Below are 22,805 nucleotides of genomic sequence, written 5' to 3'. Positions count from 1 at the left end.
ATTGTTAAAGTAATAAAAATAATAAATTATGAAAACTTTAGTGTTAGGAGCTTCTTTAAAAACAGAAAGATACTCTTTTAAAGCAATTTCAATGTTACAAGAGTATGGTTATAGTGTTGTAGCTCATGGATTAAGAGTAGGTAATATTGGAAATGTAACTATTTCAAAGGAGTTAATAGCATATGAAGATATAGATACAATTACCTTATATCTAAATCCTAAGAGACAAGAAGAGTTTTACGAATATATTATTTTGTTAAAACCCAGACGTGTAATATTTAACCCTGGAACAGAAAATCCAGTGTTATACAAATTATTGCGTGACAATGGTATTGATTATGACGAGGCTTGTACGTTAGTTTTGTTGCGTACTAACCAATACTGATTTCTTGCTGATTAACAATAATAAGATTACTGTAATACTGGCATTTACTAAGATCAATTCGTTGTCAAATACATAACCTCCTAAAAAACCGCTCGCATTATTACTAATAAATAATGTTGCAAAAGGAGAAATAAGACAGATAATTGGAACCAGTTTGTCCTTCACTTGTTTGTTTTTAAAGATAATGGCAAAAGCGAATAATCCTAAAAGAGGACCATACGTATATGAGGCAATTCTAAAAATCATACTAACTACAGATGCGTCATTAATAGCATTGAACAAGATAATAACTAAGAACATCAAGAAAGAAAAGCTCAAGTGAACGATTTTTCGTTTCCAAACATTTGAGCTACTCTCTTTTTGTTTGTCCATATTTAAAAAGTCGATGCAAAACGAAGTAGTTAATGCTGTTAAAGCAGAGTCAGTTGTTGCAAATGTAGCTGCTGTTAATCCAAGTAAAAATACTATTGCAGGAACTATAGATAAGTGGTTAAATGCTATTTCAGGGAACAATAAATCTGTTCTTGGTTTTCCTGAAGCGCTATCAAGAGGAACATCAATGCCGTATTTATTCGCATAGATATATAGCAAAGCACCTACTCCTAAGAAGAATAAGTTAATGACAACAAAGATAGCAGTGAACGAATACATATTTTTCTGAGCTTCTTTAATGTTTTTACAGCTCAGGTTTTTCTGCATCAAATCTTGGTCAAGTCCCACCATAGCCAGGGTTACAAAAATCCCTCCAATAAATTGTTTAAAGAAATTAAAGCGATTAGATATAAAATCTTCAAAGAAAAATATTTTAGAATAATTACTTTGTTTTACTGTTTCAAAAGCTTCAATAGGACTCAAATCTAAGCTATGGCAAATGAAAACTATGGTAAAAATAACCGATGCTACAAGGAAAAAAGTTTGTAGCGTATCTGTTATGATAATGGTTTTTAGTCCTCCTTTATAGGTATAAGCATATATAAGTAAAAGGGCTATTAATACGGTTGCAAAAAAGGGAATGCCAAAATGGTCAAATACATAACGCTGTAGTACTATAACCACAAGGTAAAGCCTAAAAGCCGAACCAATTGTTCTACTTAATAAAAAGATTGATGCAGCACTTTTATAGCTATAATGTCCTAATCTTTTCTCGATGTAAGTATAAATGGACACCAAGTTATACTTGTAATAAAGAGGTAATAAAATAGAGGCGGTTAGTAAAAAACCAACAGCATTTCCTAAAACAAATTGAAAGTATTTAAACTGTTCTCCATTAGGTGAACCAACTTCTCCGGGTACTGAGATAAAGGTAACACCAGAAAGTGCTGTTCCAATCATTCCAAAAGCCACTAAATACCACTTTGCATTTTTATTAGCACTAAAAAAGGCATCATTACTACTATCTTTTTTACTCACAAAATGTGAAATAAGAATTAATATACCGAAGTAAATCGTGATGATTGTAATAATGCTAATTGGTGACATAAATTGATTTTGAAAAATGAATGTGTTTCCAAAAGTAATTATTTTTTTCACAAAGAGTGAACAGACCGAAAGAATGTTAGTTTTATTCTTTTTAACACTCGCAAAAACAAGTTGTTATTTTTTAGCGAACAGTGAAAAAGCAGTTTTATCTATGCTTTGATATTTTATATATTTGCGCCATGGAATTCCCTTCAAAATTATTAGAAAAAGCAGTAGAAGAAATGTCACAATTACCAGGGATTGGTAAGCGTACTGCTTTGCGATTGATGTTACATTTATTAAAACAACCAGAAGAGCAAACAGTTCACATGGCAGAGGCGTTGATGAAAATGAGAAAAGAAATCAGTTTCTGTAAAAGCTGCCATAATATTTCTGACGAAGAAATCTGTGATATTTGTTCAAATCCAGTACGCGATCATCAAACAATTTGTGTCGTTGAAGACGTACGCGATGTTATGGCTTTGGAAAACACCCAACTGTTCAAAGGAATTTACCACGTTTTAGGAGGTAAAATTTCTCCTATGGACGGAGTTGGTCCAAGCCAGTTGAATATTACATCATTAGTTGAAAAAGTTAAAAACGGAGAAGTAAAAGAAATTATTTTTGCCTTGAGTTCAACAATGGAAGGAGATACAACTAATTTTTACATTTATAAACAAGTCAAAGACCACAATATAATCACATCTACAATTGCCAGAGGAATTGCAGTTGGAGACGAGTTAGAGTATGCAGATGAAGTAACATTAGGGCGTAGTTTAGTGCACCGTGTTCCTTTTGAAAATGCGTTTAAACCGATTTAGTAACTGGTAGAAAATATTATGAAAGCAACTATTCGCAAGGGTAGTTGCTTTTTTATGTCTGTTTGTTAAAGCTAAATAGGGATTAAGTAATGAGTCAGTTTTTGTAATAACTGCTTTTTTAATTATATATTATTCGTAAACCATCAGCTCAGTCATATGCTTTTGTAATATATGGGTGTACGTTAAATAGTACTGTCATTATAGTATTCTTTGATACTTGTTTCACACAAGTACCACACAAGTACCACACACCTTCGGGAAAAAGGCTTGTTTTCGAAGGTGTGTGGTACTAATGTGGTAGATGTCTCGAACATGGTGCGTTTAAAACTGTGCTTTAATATGTTCTTTATCGCAAGTAGATACACTTCAAATCTCCAGTTATTTTGTTTTTTATAGAAAAGGAAGTGTGTGTTTAGTGCCCCTAACTTTTAGACTTTTTCTTTATTTGTGTTTTAAAAAATAGAGTATTTCTTTAAGCTTCCCTTCTCTCTTAATCACATTATTTATAATGATTAGTTTTAACACTAAATTTATTGTTAGACAAGTCTAATTATGTAATTTTGTACATCTAAAGAAATGAGAATGAATTTGTCAGAACTTCAAAAAGGAGTAAAAGCTAAGATTGTAGGTATTGAGCGTGGTTGTGCAAGAGAAGTACACCAACGTTTTCTTGACTTAGGATTTGTACCGGGTGCAGAAATTGCTGTACACAATGTAAGTCCTCTAAAAGATCCAGTAGCATACTCAATTTATAATACCATTATTTCATTGCGTAAAGAGGATGCAAAAATGGTATTAATCTCAATTCAATAACAAAATTTAAGTAAGGAGAAGATCGATATGGCGAAAACAGCCTGTGATATTTGTGATTTAAACGCTGCTGCAGAATTAAAGAAACTCGGTGATATATCGGGTAATTTTGATTATTCAATTGCGCTTGCGGGAAATCCAAATACTGGAAAAAGTACAATATTTAATGCCTTAACAGGATTGAAACAGCACACTGGTAACTGGCCAGGAAAAACTGTTACAAGAGCTGAAGGAAGTTTTCAATACAAAGAAAGTAAGTATAAATTAATAGACTTACCAGGAACGTATTCCCTAATGTCAACGTCAGAAGACGAAGAGATAGCAAGGGATTTTATTCTTTTTGGTAAGCCAGATGTTACTGTTGTTGTAGTTGATGCAGGGAGATTAGAACGCCATTTAAGTTTGGTGGTTCAAATTCAAGAAATCACAAACAAAGTAGTTGTTTGTTTAAACCTTATGGATGAGGCTACGCGTCACGGTGTAGAGATTGATGTTCGCGGTTTATCAAGAGATTTAGGTGTGCCTGTTATTCCAACATCAGCGAGAAATAAAGAGGGAATTCCTGAATTGCTATTGGCTATTGATCAAGTGGCAACAGGAAAATACGTCCCGGAACACAAAACGATTTCGGGAATTTCAGGGGAGTCGCGTAAAGCTGTACAAGAAGTTGCAACTGATTTGTTAGCATTAGATGCTGACTTACCAAGTGCTTCGTGGATTGCAATGCGTTTGATTCAACAAGATAATAGTATTCAAGCTGCTTTGTTAAACAAAACGTTGTCTCAAAAAATAACAGTTGAAAAAATACAGCCTATTTTAGAAAAGGCAAATCAATACCACGATTCACTGGGGTTGGATTATTCAGATAACGTAGCAGGAGCTATTTTTTCACAAGTATCGAAAACAGTGAAAAGCACGGTGAAATCAGACGAGAATCAACGTGCCTTCCGCATAGACAGAATGATAGATAACGTGGTTACCAGTAAGCGATTTGGTTTTCCTATTATGCTATTAATGTTAGGGGGAGTTTTATGGCTAACAATTATTGGGTCTAATTATCCTTCTGATGCATTGTCATACTTATTATTAGAACAATTATATCCGTTGCTAAAAGAGGGTGCAACCTCAGTAGGTTTTCCTTGGTGGCTAAGCGGATTTTTAATAGACGGAGTATATCTTGCTACAGCGTGGGTAATAGCAGTAATGTTACCACCAATGGCTATTTTCTTTCCGTTATTTACGTTGTTAGAAGACTTTGGATATTTGCCAAGGGTAGCTTTTAATTTAGACAGGTTGTTTAAAGGAGCAGGAGCACACGGAAAGCAAGCGTTGACTATGAGTATGGGGTTTGGTTGTAATGCAGCAGGAGTTGTAGCAACAAGAATTATTAATAGTCCTCGCGAGAAATTAATAGCGATTATTACAAACAACTTTTCACTTTGTAATGGCCGTTGGCCAACGCAAATCTTAATGGCTACTATATTTATAGGAGCTTTAGTACCTGCTTATATGTCACATACAATATCAACTTTAGCAGTTGTAGGAATTGTTGTTTTGGGAATTGCATTTACCTTTTTTGTTTCTTGGTTTCTATCGAAAACAATGCTAAAAGGAGAGGCGTCTTTCTTTACGTTAGAATTGCCACCATACAGACCTCCGCACGTATTACAAACGGTTTATACATCATTAATTGATAGAACTTTGATTGTATTGTGGAGAGCTATTGTGTTTGCAGCACCAGCGGGAGCAATTATTTGGTTAGTTTGTAATATTATGATTGGCGACAAGAGTATGGCATTATGGGTAATTGAAGGATTAGACCCAATCGGTGTTTTACTTGGATTAAATGGAGTTATTCTATTGGCTTATGTTGTAGCAATTCCAGCTAATGAAATTGTGATTCCAACCATATTAATGCTTACAGCAATGGTATTAGGGGATGCAAGTTTAGGTGAAGGAGCTGGAGTGATGTTTGAAGTTTCAGACGGAGAGATCGCTACAATTTTACACGCAGCAGGATGGACAACCTTAACAGGGGTAAACTTAATGTTGTTTAGTTTATTACACAATCCGTGTAGTACTACTATTTACACCATTTACAAGGAAACAAATAGTGTTAAGTGGACAATAGTAGCTTCTATTTTACCAGTTATATTAGGAGTTATCGTTTGTTTTGTTGTAGCACAAGTATGGCATTTATTCGTATAATATATAGTTTAAAAACAAAAAAAGTCGAGATATTATCTCGACTTTTTTTGTTTATATATCTTGTGCTCCTATTTCGATTGGTTCACCCAAATATTTAGGTTTCTTGCTTATCAAATTATCCAATAGAACTTTTACTCTTGCAAACTTTTCTCTGATTAATGTTTTAAAACCGTAGTGTCTTGTAACATCTTGGGCGTTAAAACCAATTGTTTTTAAATCAAGATGATTTGCAATATACACGGCTCTTTCATTGTGAAAGGGTTGAGAAATAATGGTAAATTCATCTTGACCAAATATTTCTTTCATTCGATAAACAGAGTCTAATGTTCTGAAGCCAGCATAGTCTAAGTAGATTTTTTCTTCAGGTATCCCTTTTTCTACCAACGCTAATTTCATATCCTCCGGTTCATTGTAATCTTTACGACTATTATCTCCACTAACAACTATATATTCTAACTTACCACTTTTATACAAAGCTGCTGCAGCTTCAATGCGATAAGTGAAATAATAGTTTAACTGACCATTAGCTAAGTGTTTTGCAGTACCTAAAACAAGTCCTACTTTATTGTGAGGAATGTTCTCTGTCTTGTTATACAACTGCTTTTCTGTAGTAGCTTTTACTGTGTAATTAGCAAAGTAAAGTAACAGAAGTACACTGATAATGGCAATTAGTATTAAGTAAAATAGTTTTTTCATAACAGATTATTTAATCCGAAAGATAGATAAAAACCTTAGCTTAATACCAACGTTTTTTGTTCTTTTTAGAGTTTTCAGATTTACGAGAATTACTTTGTCCTGGTTTTTTTCTGTAATCTTTCTTTTGTCCTTCACCCTCTTTTTTGTTCTTTTCTTTCCAAGGAAAAGGATGTTCAGTAACAATTTTAGGTTGAGAACGTGTAAATTTTACAATATCAGCCCAGTAGTTTTTTTCTGTTTGATCACAGAAAGAAATAGCTACTCCTTCATTTCCAGCTCTACCTGTACGCCCAATTCGGTGTACAAATGTTTCAGGAATATTAGGTAAATCGTAGTTAATTACAACAGGTAACGAATCAATGTCAATTCCCCTTGCCGCAATATCTGTTGCAATTAAAACTTTAGTTTCTTTATTTTTAAAACTATCTAAAGCCTCTTCACGTGCAGTTTGAGATTTGTCTCCGTGAAAAGCAGCAGCATTTATTCCGTTTTTAATCAAACTTTCTACTACACTATCAGCTCCCATTTTAGTACGTGTAAATACTAAAACATCCGATAACTTTTCGTTTCTAATAATGTGGTATAACAATTTCTTTTTATCTCCTTTTTCAACAAAGTACACTTTTTGTTTTACCGTTTTAGCACTTGAAGAAATAGAGTCTACTGCTACATATTCTGGTTTTTGTAAAAACTCGTGTGCCAATTCGCGAATAGCCAAAGGCATAGTAGCTGAGAATAAAAGTGTTTGTCTATTAGACGGAGTTAATTGAATCAGTTTTTTCACTTCATCAATAAATCCCATATCTAACATTAAGTCTGCTTCATCTAAAACTAAGTAGTGTAGATGGTCAAGGTCTAAGTGTTTTTGTTTATATAAATCTAACAAACGACCTGGAGTACCAATGATTACATCAGCTCCTTTGTTTAATTGTTCAATCTGTGGTTTGATGGACATTCCACCGTATAAAGTAATATGTGTAACGTTAGTATATTTAGCGTATTTCTCAAAGTTATCACCAATTTGAACAGCAAGTTCACGCGTTGGCGTAATGATTAATACTTTCGCTTTCTTTGCTTTTTTGGTATTTCCAATTTTGTGTAAATAATGGATAATCGGCATTGCAAAAGCAGCTGTTTTTCCAGTACCTGTTTGCGCACAACCAATAAGGTCTTTCTCTGCTAAGATTAATGGAATAACTTTTTGCTGAATTGGAGTAGGTTCTTTGTAACCAAGCTCTTCGATTGCACGTAATATATTTTTATTTAAGTGTAAGTCTTCAAATGTCATAAAAAAGTAAAATATTTTGGACAAAGGTACTGCATTTGGAATTAGTTTAACTTATAAAATTCACTTTAAGGGCATATTTGTCGTTAAAAACAACCTAATGTAAAGGCTTTTGTTATTGGTGTAATCTGTTTTATAATAGGTGTTTGTATTTTTTATAGTATCCTTAAAGTAGGCGTTTTTATACTTTTAAATACGATAGGTTGTCTTTAAAAGTTTTAAGGGAAATGTATTGAAAAAGAGGAGAGAGAAAAATTTGCTTTCAATTCGTATCTAAGCTCTTCAAACCTTGAAAAAGCAAGGATTTTCAAAGGTTTGGAACTTTTATCAATGAAAATATAGCTGAGCTTTGTTTCAACTGAAGATTGTGTTTGTGTAAATAGATTTCTTTATGATTGAGAAGAGTACAGAAAAAATGTATATAAAAAATCCCCAACGAAAGTTGAGGATTCTTTGAAATAAAGACTTGTCAGATTGTCTTTGAAATTTATCTTAAGCTTCTTCTCCTATGAGAATTTCTAACATTGTAATAGCAGCTTCACTAATTTTAGTACCAGGACCAAATACGGCAACTGCACCTGCGTCGAATAAGAATTGGTAATCTTGTGCAGGAATAACTCCTCCTACAATCACCATAATATCATCACGACCATATTTTTTTAATTCTTCAATAACCTGAGGAACTAATGTTTTGTGTCCAGCAGCTAAAGAAGAAACTCCTAAAGCGTGAACATCATTCTCAACAGCCTGCTTTGCAGCTTCAGCTGGAGTTTGGAATAATGGTCCAATGTCTACGTCAAAACCAACGTCAGCATAACCAGTAGCTACTACCTTTGCTCCGCGATCGTGACCATCTTGTCCCATTTTCGCAATCATAATACGAGGGCGACGACCTTCAATATCAGCAAATTTATCTGCTAACTCTTTCGCTCTTTTAAAACTTTTGTCGTCTTTTATTTCTTTGCTATACACACCACTTACAGATTGAATTTGTGCTTTAAATCTACCAAATACACTTTCCAGTGCATCACTAATCTCACCTAATGTAGCTCTTAATTTAGCCGCTTCAATAGCTAATGCTAATAAGTTACCTTCACCTGTTTTTGCAGAAGTAGTCAGTGCAGCTAATGCTTCTTGTACTTTCTGATTATCACGCGTAGCTTTAATTTGATTTAGTCGGTCAATTTGTTGCTTGCGCACGGTTTGGTTATCAACCTCTAAAATATGTAATGGGTCTTCTTTTTCTAAGCGATATTGGTTTACACCAACAATTATATCTTGTCCACTGTCAATACGTGCTTGTTTACGTGCTGCCGCTTCTTCAATGCGAAGTTTAGGAATACCAGCTTCAATAGCTTTAGTCATACCCCCTAATTCTTCAACCTCTTCGATAAGTGCCCACGCTTTTTGCGCAATTTCTTGTGTCAAGTTCTCTACATAATAACTACCAGCCCAAGGGTCAACCGTTTTACATAGTTTAGTTTCCTCTTGTAAGAAGATTTGCGTGTTACGAGCAATTCTTGCCGAGAAGTCAGTAGGAAGAGCAATAGCTTCATCAAGAGCATTGGTGTGTAACGATTGCGTTCCTCCAAAAGCCGCCGCCGCCGCTTCAATAGCTGTTCTTGCTACGTTGTTAAAAGGATCTTGCTCTGTTAAACTCCAACCTGATGTTTGACAATGTGTTCTTAATGCTAACGACTTTTCAGAAGTAGGGTTGAATTGTTTAAGTAGTTTTGCCCATAACATTCTTCCTGCACGCATTTTGGCAATCTCCATAAAATGATTCATTCCAATTGCCCAGAAAAATGAAAGTCTTGGTGCAAATTCGTCAATTTTCATTCCTGCTGCCAATCCTGTACGGATGTACTCTAATCCGTCTGCTAACGTATAAGCTAACTCAATATCTGCGGTTGCACCTGCTTCTTGCATATGGTAACCAGAAATAGAAATAGAGTTAAACTTAGGCATATTTTTACTCGTGTATTCAAAAATATCTGCGATAATCTTCATAGAAGGAGTAGGTGGGTAGATATAAGTATTACGCACCATAAACTCTTTTAGAATATCGTTTTGGATAGTTCCCGATAATAATTTAGGGTCAACGCCTTGTTCAAGAGCTGCAACAATATAGAATGCCATAATTGGTAATACAGCACCATTCATTGTCATAGAAACAGACATTTCTCCTAATGGTATTTGGTCAAAGAGTACTTTCATATCTTCAACGCTGTCTATCGCCACTCCGGCTTTACCAACATCTCCAACTACACGCTCGTGATCCGAGTCGTATCCGCGGTGTGTTGCCAAGTCAAAAGCTACAGATAGGCCTTTTTGTCCAGCAGCTAAGTTTCTTCTGTAGAAAGCATTACTTTCTTCAGCAGTTGAGAAACCAGCATATTGTCTAATTGTCCACGGACGACGTACATACATCGTAGAATAAGGACCTCTTAGATTAGGAGCAAAACCAGCAGCAAATCCGATGTGTTCAATATTTTCTAAATCAGCTTCGCTATAAACTTTGTTAATAGCAATACCTTCAGCAGTAGTAAACTCTGAAGTTTCCGATTGATTTCTGATAGCAGAAGTGTCAATCTCTAAATGATGTAAATCCTTTCTTTTCATACCTTATTGTTTAGCTTTTTTTTCCTCCTCTAATCTGTTTTGCTCATAAGCTTCAGCCAGACGTTTTTCAATAATCGGAACGATTAAAGTTTTACGAGGATTTTGTTTAACAAAAGGATATAGCTCAAGGTCGTGACTCATTTGGTCTTGAGGATTTGGATATTTATTTGTACCCAATAGCACTTCTTTACCACTGTTGAACAAATCTTGTTCTTTGTGGGCGCTTTCATTTATTTTCTTTTGGATAGTTCCTTCAATTAACGAAGTGATAAATCCGTCTGCCTTCTCAATTTTTTTGAAAATGTCTAATGCTTTTTCAGCCAATTGTAAGGTAATGTTTTCTATATAGTAAGCCCCTTCAGCAGGATTATCAACTGCGTCAAAGTAGCTTTCTTTTTTCAAAATTAATAGTTGGTTACGTGCTATGCGGTCTCCGAACTCATTTTCTTTGTGATAGAGATTGTCGTAAGGCAAGTTACTTACCATATCAGCCCCACCTAAAATAGCGCTCATACATTCCGTAGTTGTACGCAACATATTTACATTATAGTCATATAATGTTTTGTTTCTCTTAGTTGGAACGGCGATTAATTTAATGTCAATGCCTGTATGGTATTCTTTTATTACCATTTCTGCTAACATTCTCATTGCACGAAGCTTACTTATTTCAAAAAAATAATTCGTACCAACAGCAACTTTAATGTAAATAGTATTGTTTATATGGTCAATTCTATTCAAGTATTCGTTTAAATGAGCAATAGCATAGGCAATTTGCTGTACCATATTAGCACCAGCATTCTGATAAGTAGTAGCGTTGATAACAATAGCCGTATTAGGAGCTTTAGATAGACATTCTTTAAGGTTATTGAAATCACTATTTAAGTTTTCATACCAGTTACCATCAGAAGTTAATTGATGAATTGGGTCTAATAAGATAGCAATAGAAAACTTATTAGTTTGTGCAAAAGTAGCAAGTTCAGTAGTGTACTTTGCATTTAAGAAATTAAATACAAAAAAGTAAGTGTGCTGTTGAGGTAATTTGCTCAATAGAAGTTTACTGTCAATCGTAGGATTGTCAATTGTAAAATAAATAACTTCAGCACCTCTTTGTAAAGTATCTAAAGCTTTGTCAATAGACTTATTGACATCATATACATAGATTCGCTGAACAATTTTGAAGTTACTTGCATTTGTGTTTATTGGAAGAGCTTTATGATCACAATCATTGTGATAGAAAGGCTTAACTTTAATCCCTTCTAAACTCTCCCATACAAGTGTTTCATTGTAGTCAGCGCCTTTTAAATCATATTGTATTTGATTTTTCCAAGCTTTAGAAGAAATCTTTTCAAATTCTTCAAATAATTGGTTGGTCATAATAGTTGGTTGTCAAGATTAATTAGCAGGTATAGTATCAAATTCTACAATATAGATGTCTTCATTAGCACGTTTCATATAATAGTTTTCACGTGCATATTTTTCAGTAGCATCTCCACTCTTTAATCCTTTGATAGATTGCCTGTCTTTTTCAATTTCTTTTTCGAAATACTCTTTGTTGCCTTCAAGTTTATCAATTTCTTTATTAATAACCCTGTGTTCAAGCAAAGAATAACTGTCGAAAAACGTTATCCAAAATACAAAAATTAGACCTACTAAAAAAAAAGGATTTTTTAGTAGGTTTAAATAGTTGATATTTTTCAGGCGATCAAGTATTTTCATGTCGTAAATAGGTGATTAACCGATTTTTTCGTTAATAACTGTACGCACAATGTCAATGGCTACAGTGTTGTAAGTATCATTAGGAATAATGATGTCCGCATAGGCCTTAGAAGGCTCAATAAACTGATCGTGCATAGGCTTTAAGGTATTTTGGTAACGACCTAAAACTTCGATCATATCACGTCCTCTGTCAGCTATATCTCTTTTAAGACGTCTAATTAAACGTTCATCTGAGTCAGCATGAACAAAAATTTTAATATCACACATATCTCTAAGTTCAGGGTGACATAAAATTAAAATACCTTCTACAATCATTACTTTTCTCGGGTGAGTAAGTACATAATCGTCAGTTCGGTTGTGTTTTACAAAAGAATAAACAGGTTGATTAATACTATTTCCTTCTTTTAATTCTTTTAAATGCTTTACTAATAATTCAAAATCAATAGATCTTGGGTGATCAAAGTTGATTAAAGTACGCTCTTCTAAAGATAGATTGTCGGTTGCTTTGTAGTATGAATCTTGTGATATAACGCCTACTTCAGTTTCGGGTAATTCATTCATAATTTGGTGAACTACTGTTGTTTTACCACTTCCAGTTCCTCCGGCTATTCCTATAATTAGCATGTCTTAATATATTTTTAGCAAAAATAGAAATTAATCAATGAGAGGAGAAACATTTTTTGTTTTAAAGTGCATTTTTGCATTTTCTTATAATAAATTTAATACATCTGAAAAAGAGTACTATGGAAAGATTTAACACACTATAAATTGATGTAGTTTATAATTGTTCTAAATAAAGTAGTATATTTGATGCGTGTACCGATTCAATTATCTGAAATAGGTATTAATGGATAAGAAATTATAGATGTCAAAGAAAACGAATATACAACGTAAGGTATTTGTATTAAAAAATAGAGAATATATAACACCTCACTATATTAGGTTAACTGTAGGTGGAGATGATGTAGAGGTTTTTAAAGATGCAACAGTTGGTGTAAATAATAAGGTTTTTATTGCACCAAAAGGATGTGAGCGTGTTCATTTACCTGAATTTGATTTTGAAAAGAGAGAGTGGGCGCCGATGGATGTGTCAATTAAACCAACTGTGCGTACGTATACTCATAGGGGAATAGATTTAGAAAAGAAGGAATTATATATTGACTTTGTGGCTCACGGAGATGAGGGACCAGCTTCTAATTTTGCAATTAATGCTGCTGTTGGAGATGAGATAGGTGTTGCGATGGGATGTGATGCAAGTGAATTATATCCTATTGCAAATTGGTATTTATTAGTTGGAGATGCTACTGCTATTCCTGTTTTAGGAGCAATTTTAGAAAGCTTGCCAGAAGGAGTAAACGTTGACGCTTTTATAGAGGTACAAAGTGAAGAGGATATACAACAGTTGAATTCACAAGCAGAAGTAAATATTCAGTGGATTGTTAATCCAACACCAGGACAGAATTCAGTATTAGCAGAAAACGTGATTGAGTTTGTAAAATCAATAGAAGTTAATCCGTCAAGGTTTAGTTATGTTGCAGCAGAGTTTAGTACCGTAAAAATGCTGAGAAACTTTTTGAGAAAGGAATGTAAATGGACAAAAGAAGAGTTGAATGCATACTCTTATTGGAAATTTGGAAAAGCTGAGTCGGCTTCAGAAGCAGATAGAAGAGCAGAAAAAGAGAGTGTTTAAAAGCGCTTTAATTATATATAAGATATTGTGAAAATTTAGTTAGTATCGGTTTTTTTATAATTGTCAAAAAAGATAAAGTCATATTGATTTTATCTTTTTTTGTTTAAAATGAGTTGATTATGGTTGTTTATTGAATAAAGTATTTATATTTGTGAGAGATAAAAAAAAGAGAAAATGTTTATATCAGTTATAAAGAAGGGAAAGAAACAGTACTTACGTAAAAAATCGTGAGCAGCTTTCCTATGGTATAAATTTTGAGATATACGAAGGGGCTTGTCATCACGACAAGCCCCTTTTTTTATTCGTTTAGTCATTAACAAATTAATTTTTATGAAAGTTTTAAAATTTGGAGGGACTTCAGTCGGAAGTCCAGAGAGAATGGAGCAGTTGTTGCCAATTATCAAATCCCAAGCAAGTGATAAGCACTTAGTTGTTTTATCTGCTGTTTCTGGTACTACAAACGCATTAGTTAATATTTCAGAACAATATGCTAAAGGTGATAAAGAAGGGGCTAAGGAGTCTATAGATAAATTGTTTGCAACATATAAAACTTTCATCAAGCAATTGTTTAAAACTGAAGACGGATTACAAGCTGGTGAAGAAGTGATTAATCACCACTTTAGTTTGTTAGAAGGTTTTAGTAATGATTTGTTCACTTCAATGGAAGAACGAATTGTTTTAGCTCAAGGTGAGCTTTTATCAACTACTTTATTTCATTTTTATTTAAAAGAAAAAGGGATTAGTTCTGTGCTGTTAGCCGCATTAGATTTTATGCGTATTGATGAAGAACAAGAACCTAATTTAGAATATATTAAAAGTCAGCTTGAAGTAGAGCTTGCGAAATATCCAAAAGAAACATTGTTTATTACACAGGGATATATTTGTCGCAATGCTTTTGGAGAAATAGATAACCTAAGACGTGGAGGTTCTGATTATACTGCGTCTTTAATTGGGGCAGTGTTACAGGTTGAAGAAGTTCAAATATGGACAGATATTGATGGTTTTCACAATAATGATCCTCGCTTTGTACCGAATACTAAACCGATTGCAGAGCTTAGTTTTGAAGAGGCTGCAGAGTTAGCCTATTTTGGAGCAAAGATTCTACATCCTCAGAGTGTATTTCCAGCTCAACGTTTTAACGTTCCTGTTCGATTATTAGATACGATGGACTTAAAAGCACCAGGTACTTTAATTTCGGGTAATTCACAAAATGATGACCAAATTGTTGCTATTGCTGCAAAAGATGGTATTACAGCTATTCGAATTAACTCATCACGTATGTTATTAGCTTATGGTTTTTTAAGACGTGTATTTGAGGTTTTCGAGCGATATAAAACACCTATTGATATGATTACAACCTCGGAAGTAGCAGTATCTTTAACTATAGATCAAACACAGTATTTGGATGAGATTATCACAGAGTTGAATTATTTTGGAAGTGTTGAGGTAGATAGTGATTTAGCAATTATTTGTATAGTAGGGGATTTTAGAAATAATAAGTTAGGACACGCTACAATTGTTTCTGAAGCTGTAAAACATATTCCAATTCGAATGATTTCATACGGAGGAAGTGAACATAATATTTCACTACTTGTACCTGCAAAACATAAATTGGAAGCGTTAAGGTCATTGCATAATAGATTGTTTTAATAGGAAAGTATAGGTTATGACAAAAGAAATTATCAGTAAGTTGGCAGGTGAAAATACACCGTTATATTATTACAATTTACCTTTGTTAAGAGAGACAATATCAGTTGCTAAAAATGCGGCAGATAGATATGGATATCACATTCATTATGCTATTAAAGCAAACAATAATCCGCGTGTGCTTCAAGAAATAAGTAAGTTTGGACTTGGTGCAGATTGTGTAAGTGGCTATGAAATTGAGCGCGCAATAGATAATGGGTTTAAAGCAGAAGAAGTTGTTTTTGCAGGAGTTGGTAAAACTGACAGAGAGATTTTAACAGGATTACAAAACGGTATTTTGTCTTTTAATGTAGAATCAGTAGAAGAACTACGCGTTATCGGAGATTTAGCTAAAGAACATCAATTAGTAGGACGAATTGCTTTGCGTATCAACCCTAATGTAGATGCCAAAACACATCATTATATTACTACGGGATTAGATGAGAATAAGTTTGGAATAATGATGCATCAACTACAGACTTGTGTTGATATTATCTCGGAGAATAGTTTTTTAGAGCTTATAGGTCTTCATTTTCATGTTGGGTCACAGATAACAGACTTAAATGTCTATAAGCGACTTTGTATAAAAGTAAACGAGTGGAATACGTGGTTTTATGAAAGAGGATATCATATTCCAATTTTAAATTTGGGAGGAGGATTAGGAATTAACTATGCTGAACCTGATGAAGAAGCTATTGTGAATTTCTCTAATTTCTTTTACTTGTTTCACGAGTTTTTAGATTTGAGAGAAAATCAACAAGTGCACTTTGAGTTGGGGAGATCACTTGTAGCCAATTGTGGTACATTGGTTAGTCGTGTATTATATATAAAAGAGGGAATAAAAAAGAATTTTGCCATTTTAGATGCGGGTATGACGGAATTGCTAAGACCAGCGTTATATCAAGCATATCATAAGGTAGAATTATTATCTGATAAATTTATAGAACAAGAAGAAGGAAAAGAGGTTACAAAGTACGATGTAGTAGGTCCTATCTGTGAGAGTAGTGATTGTTTTGGCAAAGATGTTTTGTTGCCAAAATTACAGCGCGGAGACTTAATCGGTATTAGATCAGCAGGTGCATACGGAGAAGTAATGTCGTCAAGATATAATTTGAGACAAGAATTGAGTTATTTTTTCAAAGAATAGTGTTTAAATAGTTTTAGTTTTGGAATAGTTTGTTAAATTTGATTTCTATCAAGAAGAATTAATAAATTTAAATAAACAAGGATGAAATTAGGAGACATTGATGTAGCTGGTGAAATAATTGACTTAAACTTTCAGTTATTAAGAACACAAATTTTATTAGAAGAAGTATTAAAACACAATGCTGAAACTATGAAATTACCTTCACCAGAGGCTATGAATGAGATTAATGAATTTGCATTAAAATCTATTCAAAAGAAATTTCCAAATATGAATATTGGAAAAAGAGAAGATGAAGCAAAAGGAGCAGAAGAAGCTCAAGCAGAATAAAAAAAAACGCCAAGTATAACTTGGCGTTTTTCTTTTATAGTATATCTTTTATTAGTGTGTTAGATACAGAACTCTGCAGACCAATCTTCGTGTCCTCTGTTTTGGTAACATTGGTAACTTTCTTGAATAGATAACACTTTGAAGTTTCCGTCAATAGTTTCAACTTCCATTTTAACCTTGATAGCTTTAATTGAGTCATCCATAAGACCATCTTCTACTAATGTAAGTAAAGTTACATTTTCTTTATCTGTATTAGCTTTTGTAATTACATAAGAATACTTTCCTTCTGCCCCAGTATCTTCTGGTTGGTATTTCTGCATAACAGCTTCAATAGCTTCAGGTTTATTCTCAGCTAAGGCATTATTTAGACTGTCTACTTTTTCTTGTTCAATAATTCTAAACTCCTTATTATCTGTTGCAATTTCTTCTTTTGTTTCTTCTTGTTCTACAGTAACATTTTCAGTTTCATTCTTTTTACCACAGCTGTACAGTGAAAAAGCAAAAAGTAAACCTACTACTACAATCGATTTTTTCATAAATATTTAATTTTATTTCAAAATTAGATATTTATAACTGAAAATGAAAGTAATAATAGGTTTATAAGTTATTGTATTATAGTTTTTTACGCAATAATAAACTTTTTATTTAAAGTATATTGATATTATATTCCCATCTCAAACTGCATTCTAAAATACCAGTTGTTCTTTACAGGATTATTAATAATATTCAAGCGTTCATAAGTAAGTTCTGCTTGAATTTTAAATGCGTGTTCCCATAAATACTTAGTAGCACCTAAAGTAAATTGTGTTGTATTAGGAAGATTTAGTTGTTCATATAACTGCTTTTTCATTGTCTGTGTAGAAACACGTCCAATTAACTCGTAGTTACTTGGAAATAAATAACTCAATTGATAATCCAATCCATGTCCTGCAAATACATAAGCGTAGTCTTTACTTAAATCACCAGGTACTTCATAAGAAATAGCATCATCAAGAGAACGGCTCATATATGATACCATTCCTGCCCAACCGTTATACTTAAATATACCATCAGCAAAAACAGAGTTAAACGATTTGTTTTGTAATAGTTTATTCCCTAATTGCCCTTGTGAAGCTTGTGCATTATTATTGTGAGAGAATGTACCAGCAAGCATTAATTTAGGTTTTACTTCACGTGCAAGGTCTCCTTCAAAAAAAGCTCCACCTTTAGCAAACTTACCAAAAGGAAAAAGTTCAACACGTCCAGTCAAAGCATAGCTATCACTTTCTTTACCTGTCCAGTTTCTTCCATGTCCAGTAGAGATAGCTGTTTTAATAATATAACCGAAGTCATCTTTTTTCTCGTTTAAGTAATAAGCTTGTACACCAAAGTCTCTATCTAAGTTAAATTTAGCATTGTTGATAGAGCGGTCAGTTAACTGTAAAGCACCAGAAGAGTTGGTACGTTGTCTGTTACCAGGAAGTTTAGTTTGTCCAAAAATGAAGTTCCAGTGTTCATTAGGACGATAAGTCATTGCAGCATCACGAATGATCTTTGGTGGATCTCCGTTCTCTGATTTCCCCACGTCTCCAGGCGCAAAAGAAAGTTGCACAACATATAAAAATTTAGGGTTACCTACATAACCATCAAAACGTAAACGAAGTCGCCTAATTTCACCCGCAAATGTTGCTTTTTCATCTTGGTTGCTATAAGCTGTAATTCTATTCTGCATTCTAAAACGCAGATTTAATTTAAAAATACTATCAGGAGAAGTCATACCAATCCCTTTACCATAACTATAATAAGGTAATTGTTCAAGTTTAATATCATTAGGCCTGGCTTCTTGTTCTGTTGTTTTATCTTGGGCTGAAACCAGTAATGGGAACCCAAGCAATAGTGCTAGTAAAAGCTTTTTCATAGAGTATTGTATTATAATGCAAAAATAGCATTAGTTTTGCACATAGTTAAGTTTTAATTTTTAATTCAAGGTAAACTTAATGTTATCAAATAGTTAATAAATAACAACAATAATATATGGTATATATTGCCTATCACTTTAATGTAGACCCTAAAGAAGTAGGAACAGAAATTCTAATTGCTGAGTTAGGAGAGAAGGCGTTTGAAAGCTTTGAAGAGACAGCAACAGGAGTAAGTGCTTATGTTCAAAAAAGCTTGTGGACTCCAGATATTTTAGAGAATATTTTTATTCTTCAATCAGATCAATTTACAATTACTTACCGCAAAGAAGAGATTGCACAAGTAAATTGGAATGAAGAATGGGAAAAGAATTTTGATCCGATTGATGTAGATGATGTTTGTTATGTACGTGCACCTTTTCACGCAAAAACAGAAGCAGAGTTTGATATTGTAATCGAACCTAAGATGAGTTTTGGAACGGGACATCACGAAACTACATTTATGATGATTCGCCAAATCTTAACAAATGATATGCAAGGAAAACGCGTATTAGATATGGGATGTGGTACAGCAATTTTGGCAATTTTAGCGTCAATGCGTGGTGCTACACAAGTAGATGCTATTGATATTGATAATTGGTGTTATATTAACTCAATGGAGAATGCTCAACGCAATAATTGTGAGAATATCAATGTATTTGAAGGAGATGCTTCTTTATTAAAAGGAGAGCCTATTTATGATGTTATTTTAGCTAATATCAATCGTAATATCTTATTAAATGATATGGATAAATACATTGCTTGTTTAGCAAAAGGAGGAGCAATATATTTTAGTGGGTTCTATACAGAGGACGTATCTGCTATTCAAAAATGTGCAGAAGAATTAGGTTTGTCATTTGAAAAACAATTAGAAAAAAATAATTGGGTATCTTTGAAGTTCGTTAAAGCATAGTTTTTTAGAATATTAAAAGTTTTAAAATGAGTACACAAGAACAAGTTCAAGAGAAGGTTGATATTTCAGAATTGTTGAATAACAATACTGAGATTGTGCTGTATAATGATGATGTAAATACATTTGATCATGTGATAGAAACGCTTGTAAAAGTTTGTAACCATACATCTGAACAGGCAGAACAATGTGCTATTTTAGTTCATTACAAAGGAAAATGTACAGTAAAAACAGGAGAGTTTAAAAAGCTTCAAGCACAATGTTTGCAACTTTTAGATGCAGGATTAAGTGCTGAGTTAGTATAAATTAGTATGTTTTTTAAATAAGCTAAAACGGATGGTTAATAGTATTAACTATCCGTTTTTTTTTAATAGGTTGTCAAAACGTTTAAAACACAAATTCTTTTGTCAAAGAGTATAGCCCCTATTCTATTAATTTCATTAATCAAAGTCCTTTATTTACTTAGAATAAATGATAACTTTGAAAAAAAACAAAAATGAAGAAGATTTATTTAATGTTCATTGGTATAGGGATATTTTTTCAATCATGCGTAATGAAAGAAGAAATGAATGTAAAGTCAAACGAAGAGTTTGAATTTAATTATAGTATAAACTTTTCAGAATTATTACAATCTGCGGGTGAGTTTAAATCTATAACAAAAAGCGCTGATGGATTTGTAGGGCTGATTAATGAGAAGGAATTATCATTAGAAGAATTATTAGATTTATCGTTGATAAATGAAAAGAATTCAGAAATAAAGAAAGACAGTATTATGAAAGCAGATGCTGATTTCTTTGAAACCACTAAGAATATACGGCTAAAAGCTACTTTGAATGATAGTATTGGTGATATAACATTCAAGTTTAAAGCTAAAGGAGTTGAGGAGCTTAATAAAACAATTAGCAGTTTACGAAAGATAGAAGAGAAAACAGCTGCCTTGAATAGTTCTAAGCAAGAGAGTCAAATCGGAAGTAGTCCAATGTTTTTAGATGATGCAGTATTTAGTTTTAAGAAGAATACGTTTGAACGCAAAGTCAATTTAAAAGCTAAGAAGAAAGAAGAACCAAAAGAAGCAGGAGGAATGGAAGGGTTCTTTACTTATAAGATTATAGTGAATTTTGATAAGCCAATTAAGAAAGTGTCTTATGAAGATGCTGAAATTAGTAACGATGGTAAGTCATTTACCAAAACCTTTTCTCTTACAGAGTTGATGGAAAATCCTGCTTTATTAGAGTATAAAGTAGAATTGAAGAAATAAAAAAAAGCCCGATTATTTAATATCGGGCTTTTTTATTATAATTTATTCATGTTTCCAGCTAAAGCTTCAATGAATTTACCGATAGGTCCTTTTACCATCATCGCCATCATTGGGTTGAAGCTTCCTTCAAACTGAAGTTGAATTTCAGTATTATTAGCATCAACTTCTGTAATATTTCCTGTAAGTGTGAAAGGAAGTTTATCACTTGCAGCTCCTAAAACTATTTTAGAATGAGGAGTTTGCTCTTTCTTTTTAAGTTTAATTTCCGGCATTCCTTTTAATGCGAATATGAAAGAATCGTCTCCTGTTACTTCAAATTTTGCAATTGAGTCAGGCATTAATTTTTCAAAGTTTTTCACGTCATTTAAGGCGTTGAAAATATATTCAGCAGATTGAGGAACTGTAACTTTAGTGCTTTCTAAGTTCATAGAGATAAGTTTTTAGTCAATTATTATTGATTCCATTCTGATGGATTCTTTCTCCATTCTTGAAGAGTATCTAAATCACTATCAGAGATGTATTTTTGATTTACTGCATTTTCTAATAAAGAAGAATAATTGCTCAATGTAGTTAATTCAATACCTGCATGTTTGAAATTATCTTCAGCTACTTGAAATTCATAAGTAAAGATAGCAGCCATACCTAAGATATTAGCTCCGTTTTCTTTAAGAGCTTCCACTGCTTGTAAGCTACTTTTTCCAGTACTGATTAAGTCTTCAATTACGATAACGCTTTTTCCAGGTTCAAGTTGTCCTTCAATCTGGTTTTGTCTACCGTGTTTTTTAGGCTCAGGTCTTACATAAACAAAAGGTAAGTCAAGTGCTTCCGCAACTAATAAACCAATTCCAATAGCTCCTGTTGCAACACCAGCGATAACATCTGGTTTCCCATATTTGCTGATAATGTTGTTAGCAAACTCTTGTTTTAAGAATTTACGAATCTCTGGAAATGATAGAGTAATACGGTTGTCGCAATAAATTGGTGATTTCCATCCAGAAGCCCAAGTAAAAGGATTTTTAGGATTTAATTTAATTGCGTTAATTTGCAGAAGTAATTCGGCCGTCTTGTGTGCTGTTTCTTTATTAAAAATCATAATACAAATGTATAAAGTTTTTGTAAACGACAAACCTTTGTTTCTAACAGATAAAATCGAGAAAGAAACCGATTTTCAATTGTTCTTATTAGATAGTGTCGATATTGACAAAATTATCATTAAATATTTTCAAAATAAAATTGATAAGGCTTTTTTATACTATCCAAATGAAAAACAAATCTTAAAAAAGATAAAAGATAAGATTCCTGTGCAAAAAGCCGGGGGTGGATTGGTATATAATTCAAAAGGAGAAATTCTTTTTATTCTTCGAAGTGGTAAATGGGATTTACCTAAAGGAGGAATTGAAAAGAACGAAGAAATGGAAGAAACTGCTGTTCGCGAAGTAGAAGAGGAGACAGGGGTTAACGGATTAGAGATTGTACGTAAACTACCGAAAACCTATCATATCTTTAAACGCAATGGCAAGTACAAGTTAAAAATAACGACTTGGTATGAAATGAAAACTGATTTCGAGGGAACTCCAGTCGGACAGTTAGAAGAAGGAATTGAGAAAGCCGTATGGTTAAATAAAGAACAGATTAGAGAAGCAATGAATAATTCGTATGAGAATATTAAATTATTGATTGACGAGGCAGGAGTCTTAAAATAAACAAGGTTCTTAAATTTAACAAATAAGAAAAATACACATAAAAAAAATCCGTTCTGGACTGACCCCAAAAAGTTGGACGAAGTTATGCAATCTTTTTAATATAATGAGCTCGGTATTCTACCGGGCTCATTCCATTTAAATTAATGCGA

23 protein-coding genes are annotated in these 22,805 nt (G+C 33.1%); 12 read left to right on the top strand and 11 right to left on the bottom strand.

Translation table 11 applies throughout. The features are described 5' to 3' along the window. The first annotated feature begins 28 nt into the window (after window positions 1–28). A complete protein-coding gene (locus BLT46_RS12045; protein WP_090410371.1) occupies window positions 29–385 on the top strand; it encodes a CoA-binding protein in 357 nt (118 codons plus the stop codon). Here the strand turns inward: BLT46_RS12045 and BLT46_RS12040 are convergent. Continuing rightward, window positions 356–1,864: a sodium:solute symporter gene (locus BLT46_RS12040; RefSeq protein WP_090410370.1), complete on the bottom strand. Its 1,509-nt coding sequence runs from the start codon at window positions 1,862–1,864 to the stop codon at window positions 356–358. The genes BLT46_RS12045 and BLT46_RS12040 overlap by 30 nt on opposite strands. Window positions 1,865–2,043: 179 nt before the next feature. Here BLT46_RS12040 and recR point away from each other — a divergent pair, with 179 nt between their 5' ends. From recR to feoB, 3 genes are all read left to right on the top strand, one after another. Next, entirely contained in the window at window positions 2,044–2,664 is a 621-nt protein-coding gene (gene recR / locus BLT46_RS12035) for a recombination mediator RecR (protein WP_090410369.1), read from the top strand. Between the two features lie 582 nt (window positions 2,665–3,246). Beyond that, the gene (locus tag BLT46_RS12030) at window positions 3,247–3,477 is read left to right on the top strand and encodes a FeoA family protein (RefSeq protein ID WP_090410368.1); all 231 of its coding nucleotides are present in this window, start codon (window positions 3,247–3,249) and stop codon (window positions 3,475–3,477) included. 27 nt (window positions 3,478–3,504) lie between these two features. Then, window positions 3,505–5,682: a ferrous iron transport protein B gene (feoB, locus tag BLT46_RS12025; protein WP_090410367.1), complete on the top strand. Its 2,178-nt coding sequence runs from the start codon at window positions 3,505–3,507 to the stop codon at window positions 5,680–5,682. Between the two features lie 51 nt (window positions 5,683–5,733). Here feoB and BLT46_RS12020 read toward each other — a convergent pair whose 3' ends face one another. The 6 genes from BLT46_RS12020 to udk form a co-directional block, all read right to left on the bottom strand. After that, entirely contained in the window at window positions 5,734–6,378 is a 645-nt protein-coding gene (locus BLT46_RS12020; RefSeq protein ID WP_090410366.1) for a SanA/YdcF family protein, read from the bottom strand. Window positions 6,379–6,418: 40 nt separating this feature from the next. Next, window positions 6,419–7,666: a DEAD/DEAH box helicase gene (locus tag BLT46_RS12015; protein WP_090410365.1), complete on the bottom strand. Its 1,248-nt coding sequence runs from the start codon at window positions 7,664–7,666 to the stop codon at window positions 6,419–6,421. A gap of 489 nt (window positions 7,667–8,155) precedes the next feature. After that, window positions 8,156–10,285, bottom strand: a complete 2,130-nt coding sequence (scpA, locus tag BLT46_RS12010; protein WP_090410364.1) for a methylmalonyl-CoA mutase — start codon at window positions 10,283–10,285, stop codon at window positions 8,156–8,158. Window positions 10,286–10,288: 3 nt separating this feature from the next. Further along, on the bottom strand, window positions 10,289–11,659 hold the full coding sequence (locus tag BLT46_RS12005) for a methylmalonyl-CoA mutase subunit beta (RefSeq protein WP_090410363.1): 1,371 nt from the start codon (window positions 11,657–11,659) through the stop codon (window positions 10,289–10,291). Window positions 11,660–11,677: 18 nt separating this feature from the next. After that, the gene (locus BLT46_RS12000) at window positions 11,678–12,001 is read right to left on the bottom strand and encodes an FtsB family cell division protein (protein WP_090410362.1); all 324 of its coding nucleotides are present in this window, start codon (window positions 11,999–12,001) and stop codon (window positions 11,678–11,680) included. 15 nt (window positions 12,002–12,016) lie between these two features. Continuing rightward, on the bottom strand, window positions 12,017–12,625 hold the full coding sequence (gene udk, locus BLT46_RS11995) for a uridine kinase (protein ID WP_090410361.1): 609 nt from the start codon (window positions 12,623–12,625) through the stop codon (window positions 12,017–12,019). A gap of 241 nt (window positions 12,626–12,866) precedes the next feature. On the opposite strand from udk, the gene BLT46_RS11990 reads away from it, so the two are divergent. The 4 genes from BLT46_RS11990 (at window position 12,867) to BLT46_RS11975 (ending at window position 16,851) form a co-directional block, all read left to right on the top strand. Next, on the top strand, window positions 12,867–13,691 hold the full coding sequence (locus BLT46_RS11990) for a siderophore-interacting protein (protein ID WP_090410360.1): 825 nt from the start codon (window positions 12,867–12,869) through the stop codon (window positions 13,689–13,691). Window positions 13,692–14,021: 330 nt separating this feature from the next. After that, the gene (locus tag BLT46_RS11985; protein ID WP_090410359.1) at window positions 14,022–15,341 is read left to right on the top strand and encodes an aspartate kinase; all 1,320 of its coding nucleotides are present in this window, start codon (window positions 14,022–14,024) and stop codon (window positions 15,339–15,341) included. Window positions 15,342–15,357: 16 nt separating this feature from the next. Beyond that, window positions 15,358–16,524 (top strand): diaminopimelate decarboxylase, encoded by a 1,167-nt coding sequence (lysA, locus tag BLT46_RS11980; protein WP_090410358.1) that lies wholly within the window; start codon window positions 15,358–15,360, stop codon window positions 16,522–16,524. 81 nt (window positions 16,525–16,605) lie between these two features. Then, window positions 16,606–16,851, top strand: a complete 246-nt coding sequence (locus BLT46_RS11975) for a hypothetical protein (protein ID WP_090410357.1) — start codon at window positions 16,606–16,608, stop codon at window positions 16,849–16,851. 59 nt (window positions 16,852–16,910) lie between these two features. Here the strand turns inward: BLT46_RS11975 and BLT46_RS11970 are convergent, their stop codons facing one another. After that, a complete protein-coding gene (locus tag BLT46_RS11970) occupies window positions 16,911–17,387 on the bottom strand; it encodes a hypothetical protein (protein ID WP_090410356.1) in 477 nt (158 codons plus the stop codon). Window positions 17,388–17,512: 125 nt separating this feature from the next. After that, entirely contained in the window at window positions 17,513–18,748 is a 1,236-nt protein-coding gene (locus BLT46_RS11965) for a porin (RefSeq protein WP_090410355.1), read from the bottom strand. 116 nt (window positions 18,749–18,864) lie between these two features. On the opposite strand from BLT46_RS11965, the gene prmA reads away from it, so the two are divergent. The 3 genes from prmA to BLT46_RS11950 all read left to right on the top strand — a co-directional run bounded on the left by prmA (window position 18,865) and on the right by BLT46_RS11950 (window position 20,953). Beyond that, window positions 18,865–19,698, top strand: coding sequence for a 50S ribosomal protein L11 methyltransferase (gene prmA / locus BLT46_RS11960; protein WP_090410354.1), 834 nt, complete (start codon window positions 18,865–18,867; stop codon window positions 19,696–19,698). A gap of 26 nt (window positions 19,699–19,724) precedes the next feature. After that, a complete protein-coding gene (locus BLT46_RS11955; RefSeq protein WP_090410353.1) occupies window positions 19,725–20,000 on the top strand; it encodes an ATP-dependent Clp protease adaptor ClpS in 276 nt (91 codons plus the stop codon). Window positions 20,001–20,191: 191 nt separating this feature from the next. Continuing rightward, window positions 20,192–20,953, top strand: a complete 762-nt coding sequence (locus BLT46_RS11950) for a hypothetical protein (RefSeq protein WP_143021897.1) — start codon at window positions 20,192–20,194, stop codon at window positions 20,951–20,953. A gap of 35 nt (window positions 20,954–20,988) precedes the next feature. Here the strand turns inward: BLT46_RS11950 and BLT46_RS11945 are convergent, their stop codons facing one another. Together BLT46_RS11945 and pyrE are read right to left on the bottom strand one after the other, a co-directional pair. Continuing rightward, window positions 20,989–21,381, bottom strand: a complete 393-nt coding sequence (locus tag BLT46_RS11945) for an orotate phosphoribosyltransferase (protein ID WP_090410351.1) — start codon at window positions 21,379–21,381, stop codon at window positions 20,989–20,991. 23 nt (window positions 21,382–21,404) lie between these two features. After that, complete coding sequence (gene pyrE, locus BLT46_RS11940) at window positions 21,405–22,046, bottom strand: orotate phosphoribosyltransferase (RefSeq protein WP_090410350.1); 642 nt, start codon at window positions 22,044–22,046, stop codon at window positions 21,405–21,407. Window positions 22,047–22,053: 7 nt separating this feature from the next. Between pyrE and BLT46_RS11935 the strand changes: the two genes are divergently transcribed. After that, window positions 22,054–22,656 (top strand): NUDIX hydrolase, encoded by a 603-nt coding sequence (locus tag BLT46_RS11935; protein WP_090410377.1) that lies wholly within the window; start codon window positions 22,054–22,056, stop codon window positions 22,654–22,656. Window positions 22,657–22,805 lie beyond the last annotated feature (149 nt).

Source organism: Myroides phaeus, from assembly GCF_900099675.1.
Taxonomy (GTDB): Bacteria; Bacteroidota; Bacteroidia; order Flavobacteriales; family Flavobacteriaceae; genus Flavobacterium; species Flavobacterium phaeum.
This window is presented reverse-complemented; position numbering and strand designations above follow the sequence as displayed.

Excerpts from the sequence above, each read along its gene's own strand:
- BLT46_RS12045 (WP_090410371.1), top strand. The coding sequence starts at position 29 with ATGAAAACTTTAGTGTTAGGAGCTTCTTTAAAAACAGAAAGATACTCT.
- BLT46_RS12040 (WP_090410370.1), bottom strand. The coding sequence starts at position 1,864 with ATGTCACCAATTAGCATTATTACAATCATCACGATTTACTTCGGTATA.
- recR (WP_090410369.1), top strand. The coding sequence starts at position 2,044 with ATGGAATTCCCTTCAAAATTATTAGAAAAAGCAGTAGAAGAAATGTCA.
- BLT46_RS12030 (WP_090410368.1), top strand. The coding sequence starts at position 3,247 with ATGAATTTGTCAGAACTTCAAAAAGGAGTAAAAGCTAAGATTGTAGGT.
- feoB (WP_090410367.1), top strand. The coding sequence starts at position 3,505 with ATGGCGAAAACAGCCTGTGATATTTGTGATTTAAACGCTGCTGCAGAA.
- BLT46_RS12020 (WP_090410366.1), bottom strand. The coding sequence starts at position 6,378 with ATGAAAAAACTATTTTACTTAATACTAATTGCCATTATCAGTGTACTT.
- BLT46_RS12015 (WP_090410365.1), bottom strand. The coding sequence starts at position 7,666 with ATGACATTTGAAGACTTACACTTAAATAAAAATATATTACGTGCAATC.
- scpA (WP_090410364.1), bottom strand. The coding sequence starts at position 10,285 with ATGAAAAGAAAGGATTTACATCATTTAGAGATTGACACTTCTGCTATC.
- BLT46_RS12005 (WP_090410363.1), bottom strand. The coding sequence starts at position 11,659 with ATGACCAACCAATTATTTGAAGAATTTGAAAAGATTTCTTCTAAAGCT.
- BLT46_RS12000 (WP_090410362.1), bottom strand. The coding sequence starts at position 12,001 with ATGAAAATACTTGATCGCCTGAAAAATATCAACTATTTAAACCTACTA.
- udk (WP_090410361.1), bottom strand. The coding sequence starts at position 12,625 with ATGCTAATTATAGGAATAGCCGGAGGAACTGGAAGTGGTAAAACAACA.
- BLT46_RS11990 (WP_090410360.1), top strand. The coding sequence starts at position 12,867 with ATGTCAAAGAAAACGAATATACAACGTAAGGTATTTGTATTAAAAAAT.
- BLT46_RS11985 (WP_090410359.1), top strand. The coding sequence starts at position 14,022 with ATGAAAGTTTTAAAATTTGGAGGGACTTCAGTCGGAAGTCCAGAGAGA.
- lysA (WP_090410358.1), top strand. The coding sequence starts at position 15,358 with ATGACAAAAGAAATTATCAGTAAGTTGGCAGGTGAAAATACACCGTTA.
- BLT46_RS11975 (WP_090410357.1), top strand. The coding sequence starts at position 16,606 with ATGAAATTAGGAGACATTGATGTAGCTGGTGAAATAATTGACTTAAAC.
- BLT46_RS11970 (WP_090410356.1), bottom strand. The coding sequence starts at position 17,387 with ATGAAAAAATCGATTGTAGTAGTAGGTTTACTTTTTGCTTTTTCACTG.
- BLT46_RS11965 (WP_090410355.1), bottom strand. The coding sequence starts at position 18,748 with ATGAAAAAGCTTTTACTAGCACTATTGCTTGGGTTCCCATTACTGGTT.
- prmA (WP_090410354.1), top strand. The coding sequence starts at position 18,865 with ATGGTATATATTGCCTATCACTTTAATGTAGACCCTAAAGAAGTAGGA.
- BLT46_RS11955 (WP_090410353.1), top strand. The coding sequence starts at position 19,725 with ATGAGTACACAAGAACAAGTTCAAGAGAAGGTTGATATTTCAGAATTG.
- BLT46_RS11950 (WP_143021897.1), top strand. The coding sequence starts at position 20,192 with ATGAAGAAGATTTATTTAATGTTCATTGGTATAGGGATATTTTTTCAA.
- BLT46_RS11945 (WP_090410351.1), bottom strand. The coding sequence starts at position 21,381 with ATGAACTTAGAAAGCACTAAAGTTACAGTTCCTCAATCTGCTGAATAT.
- pyrE (WP_090410350.1), bottom strand. The coding sequence starts at position 22,046 with ATGATTTTTAATAAAGAAACAGCACACAAGACGGCCGAATTACTTCTG.
- BLT46_RS11935 (WP_090410377.1), top strand. The coding sequence starts at position 22,054 with ATGTATAAAGTTTTTGTAAACGACAAACCTTTGTTTCTAACAGATAAA.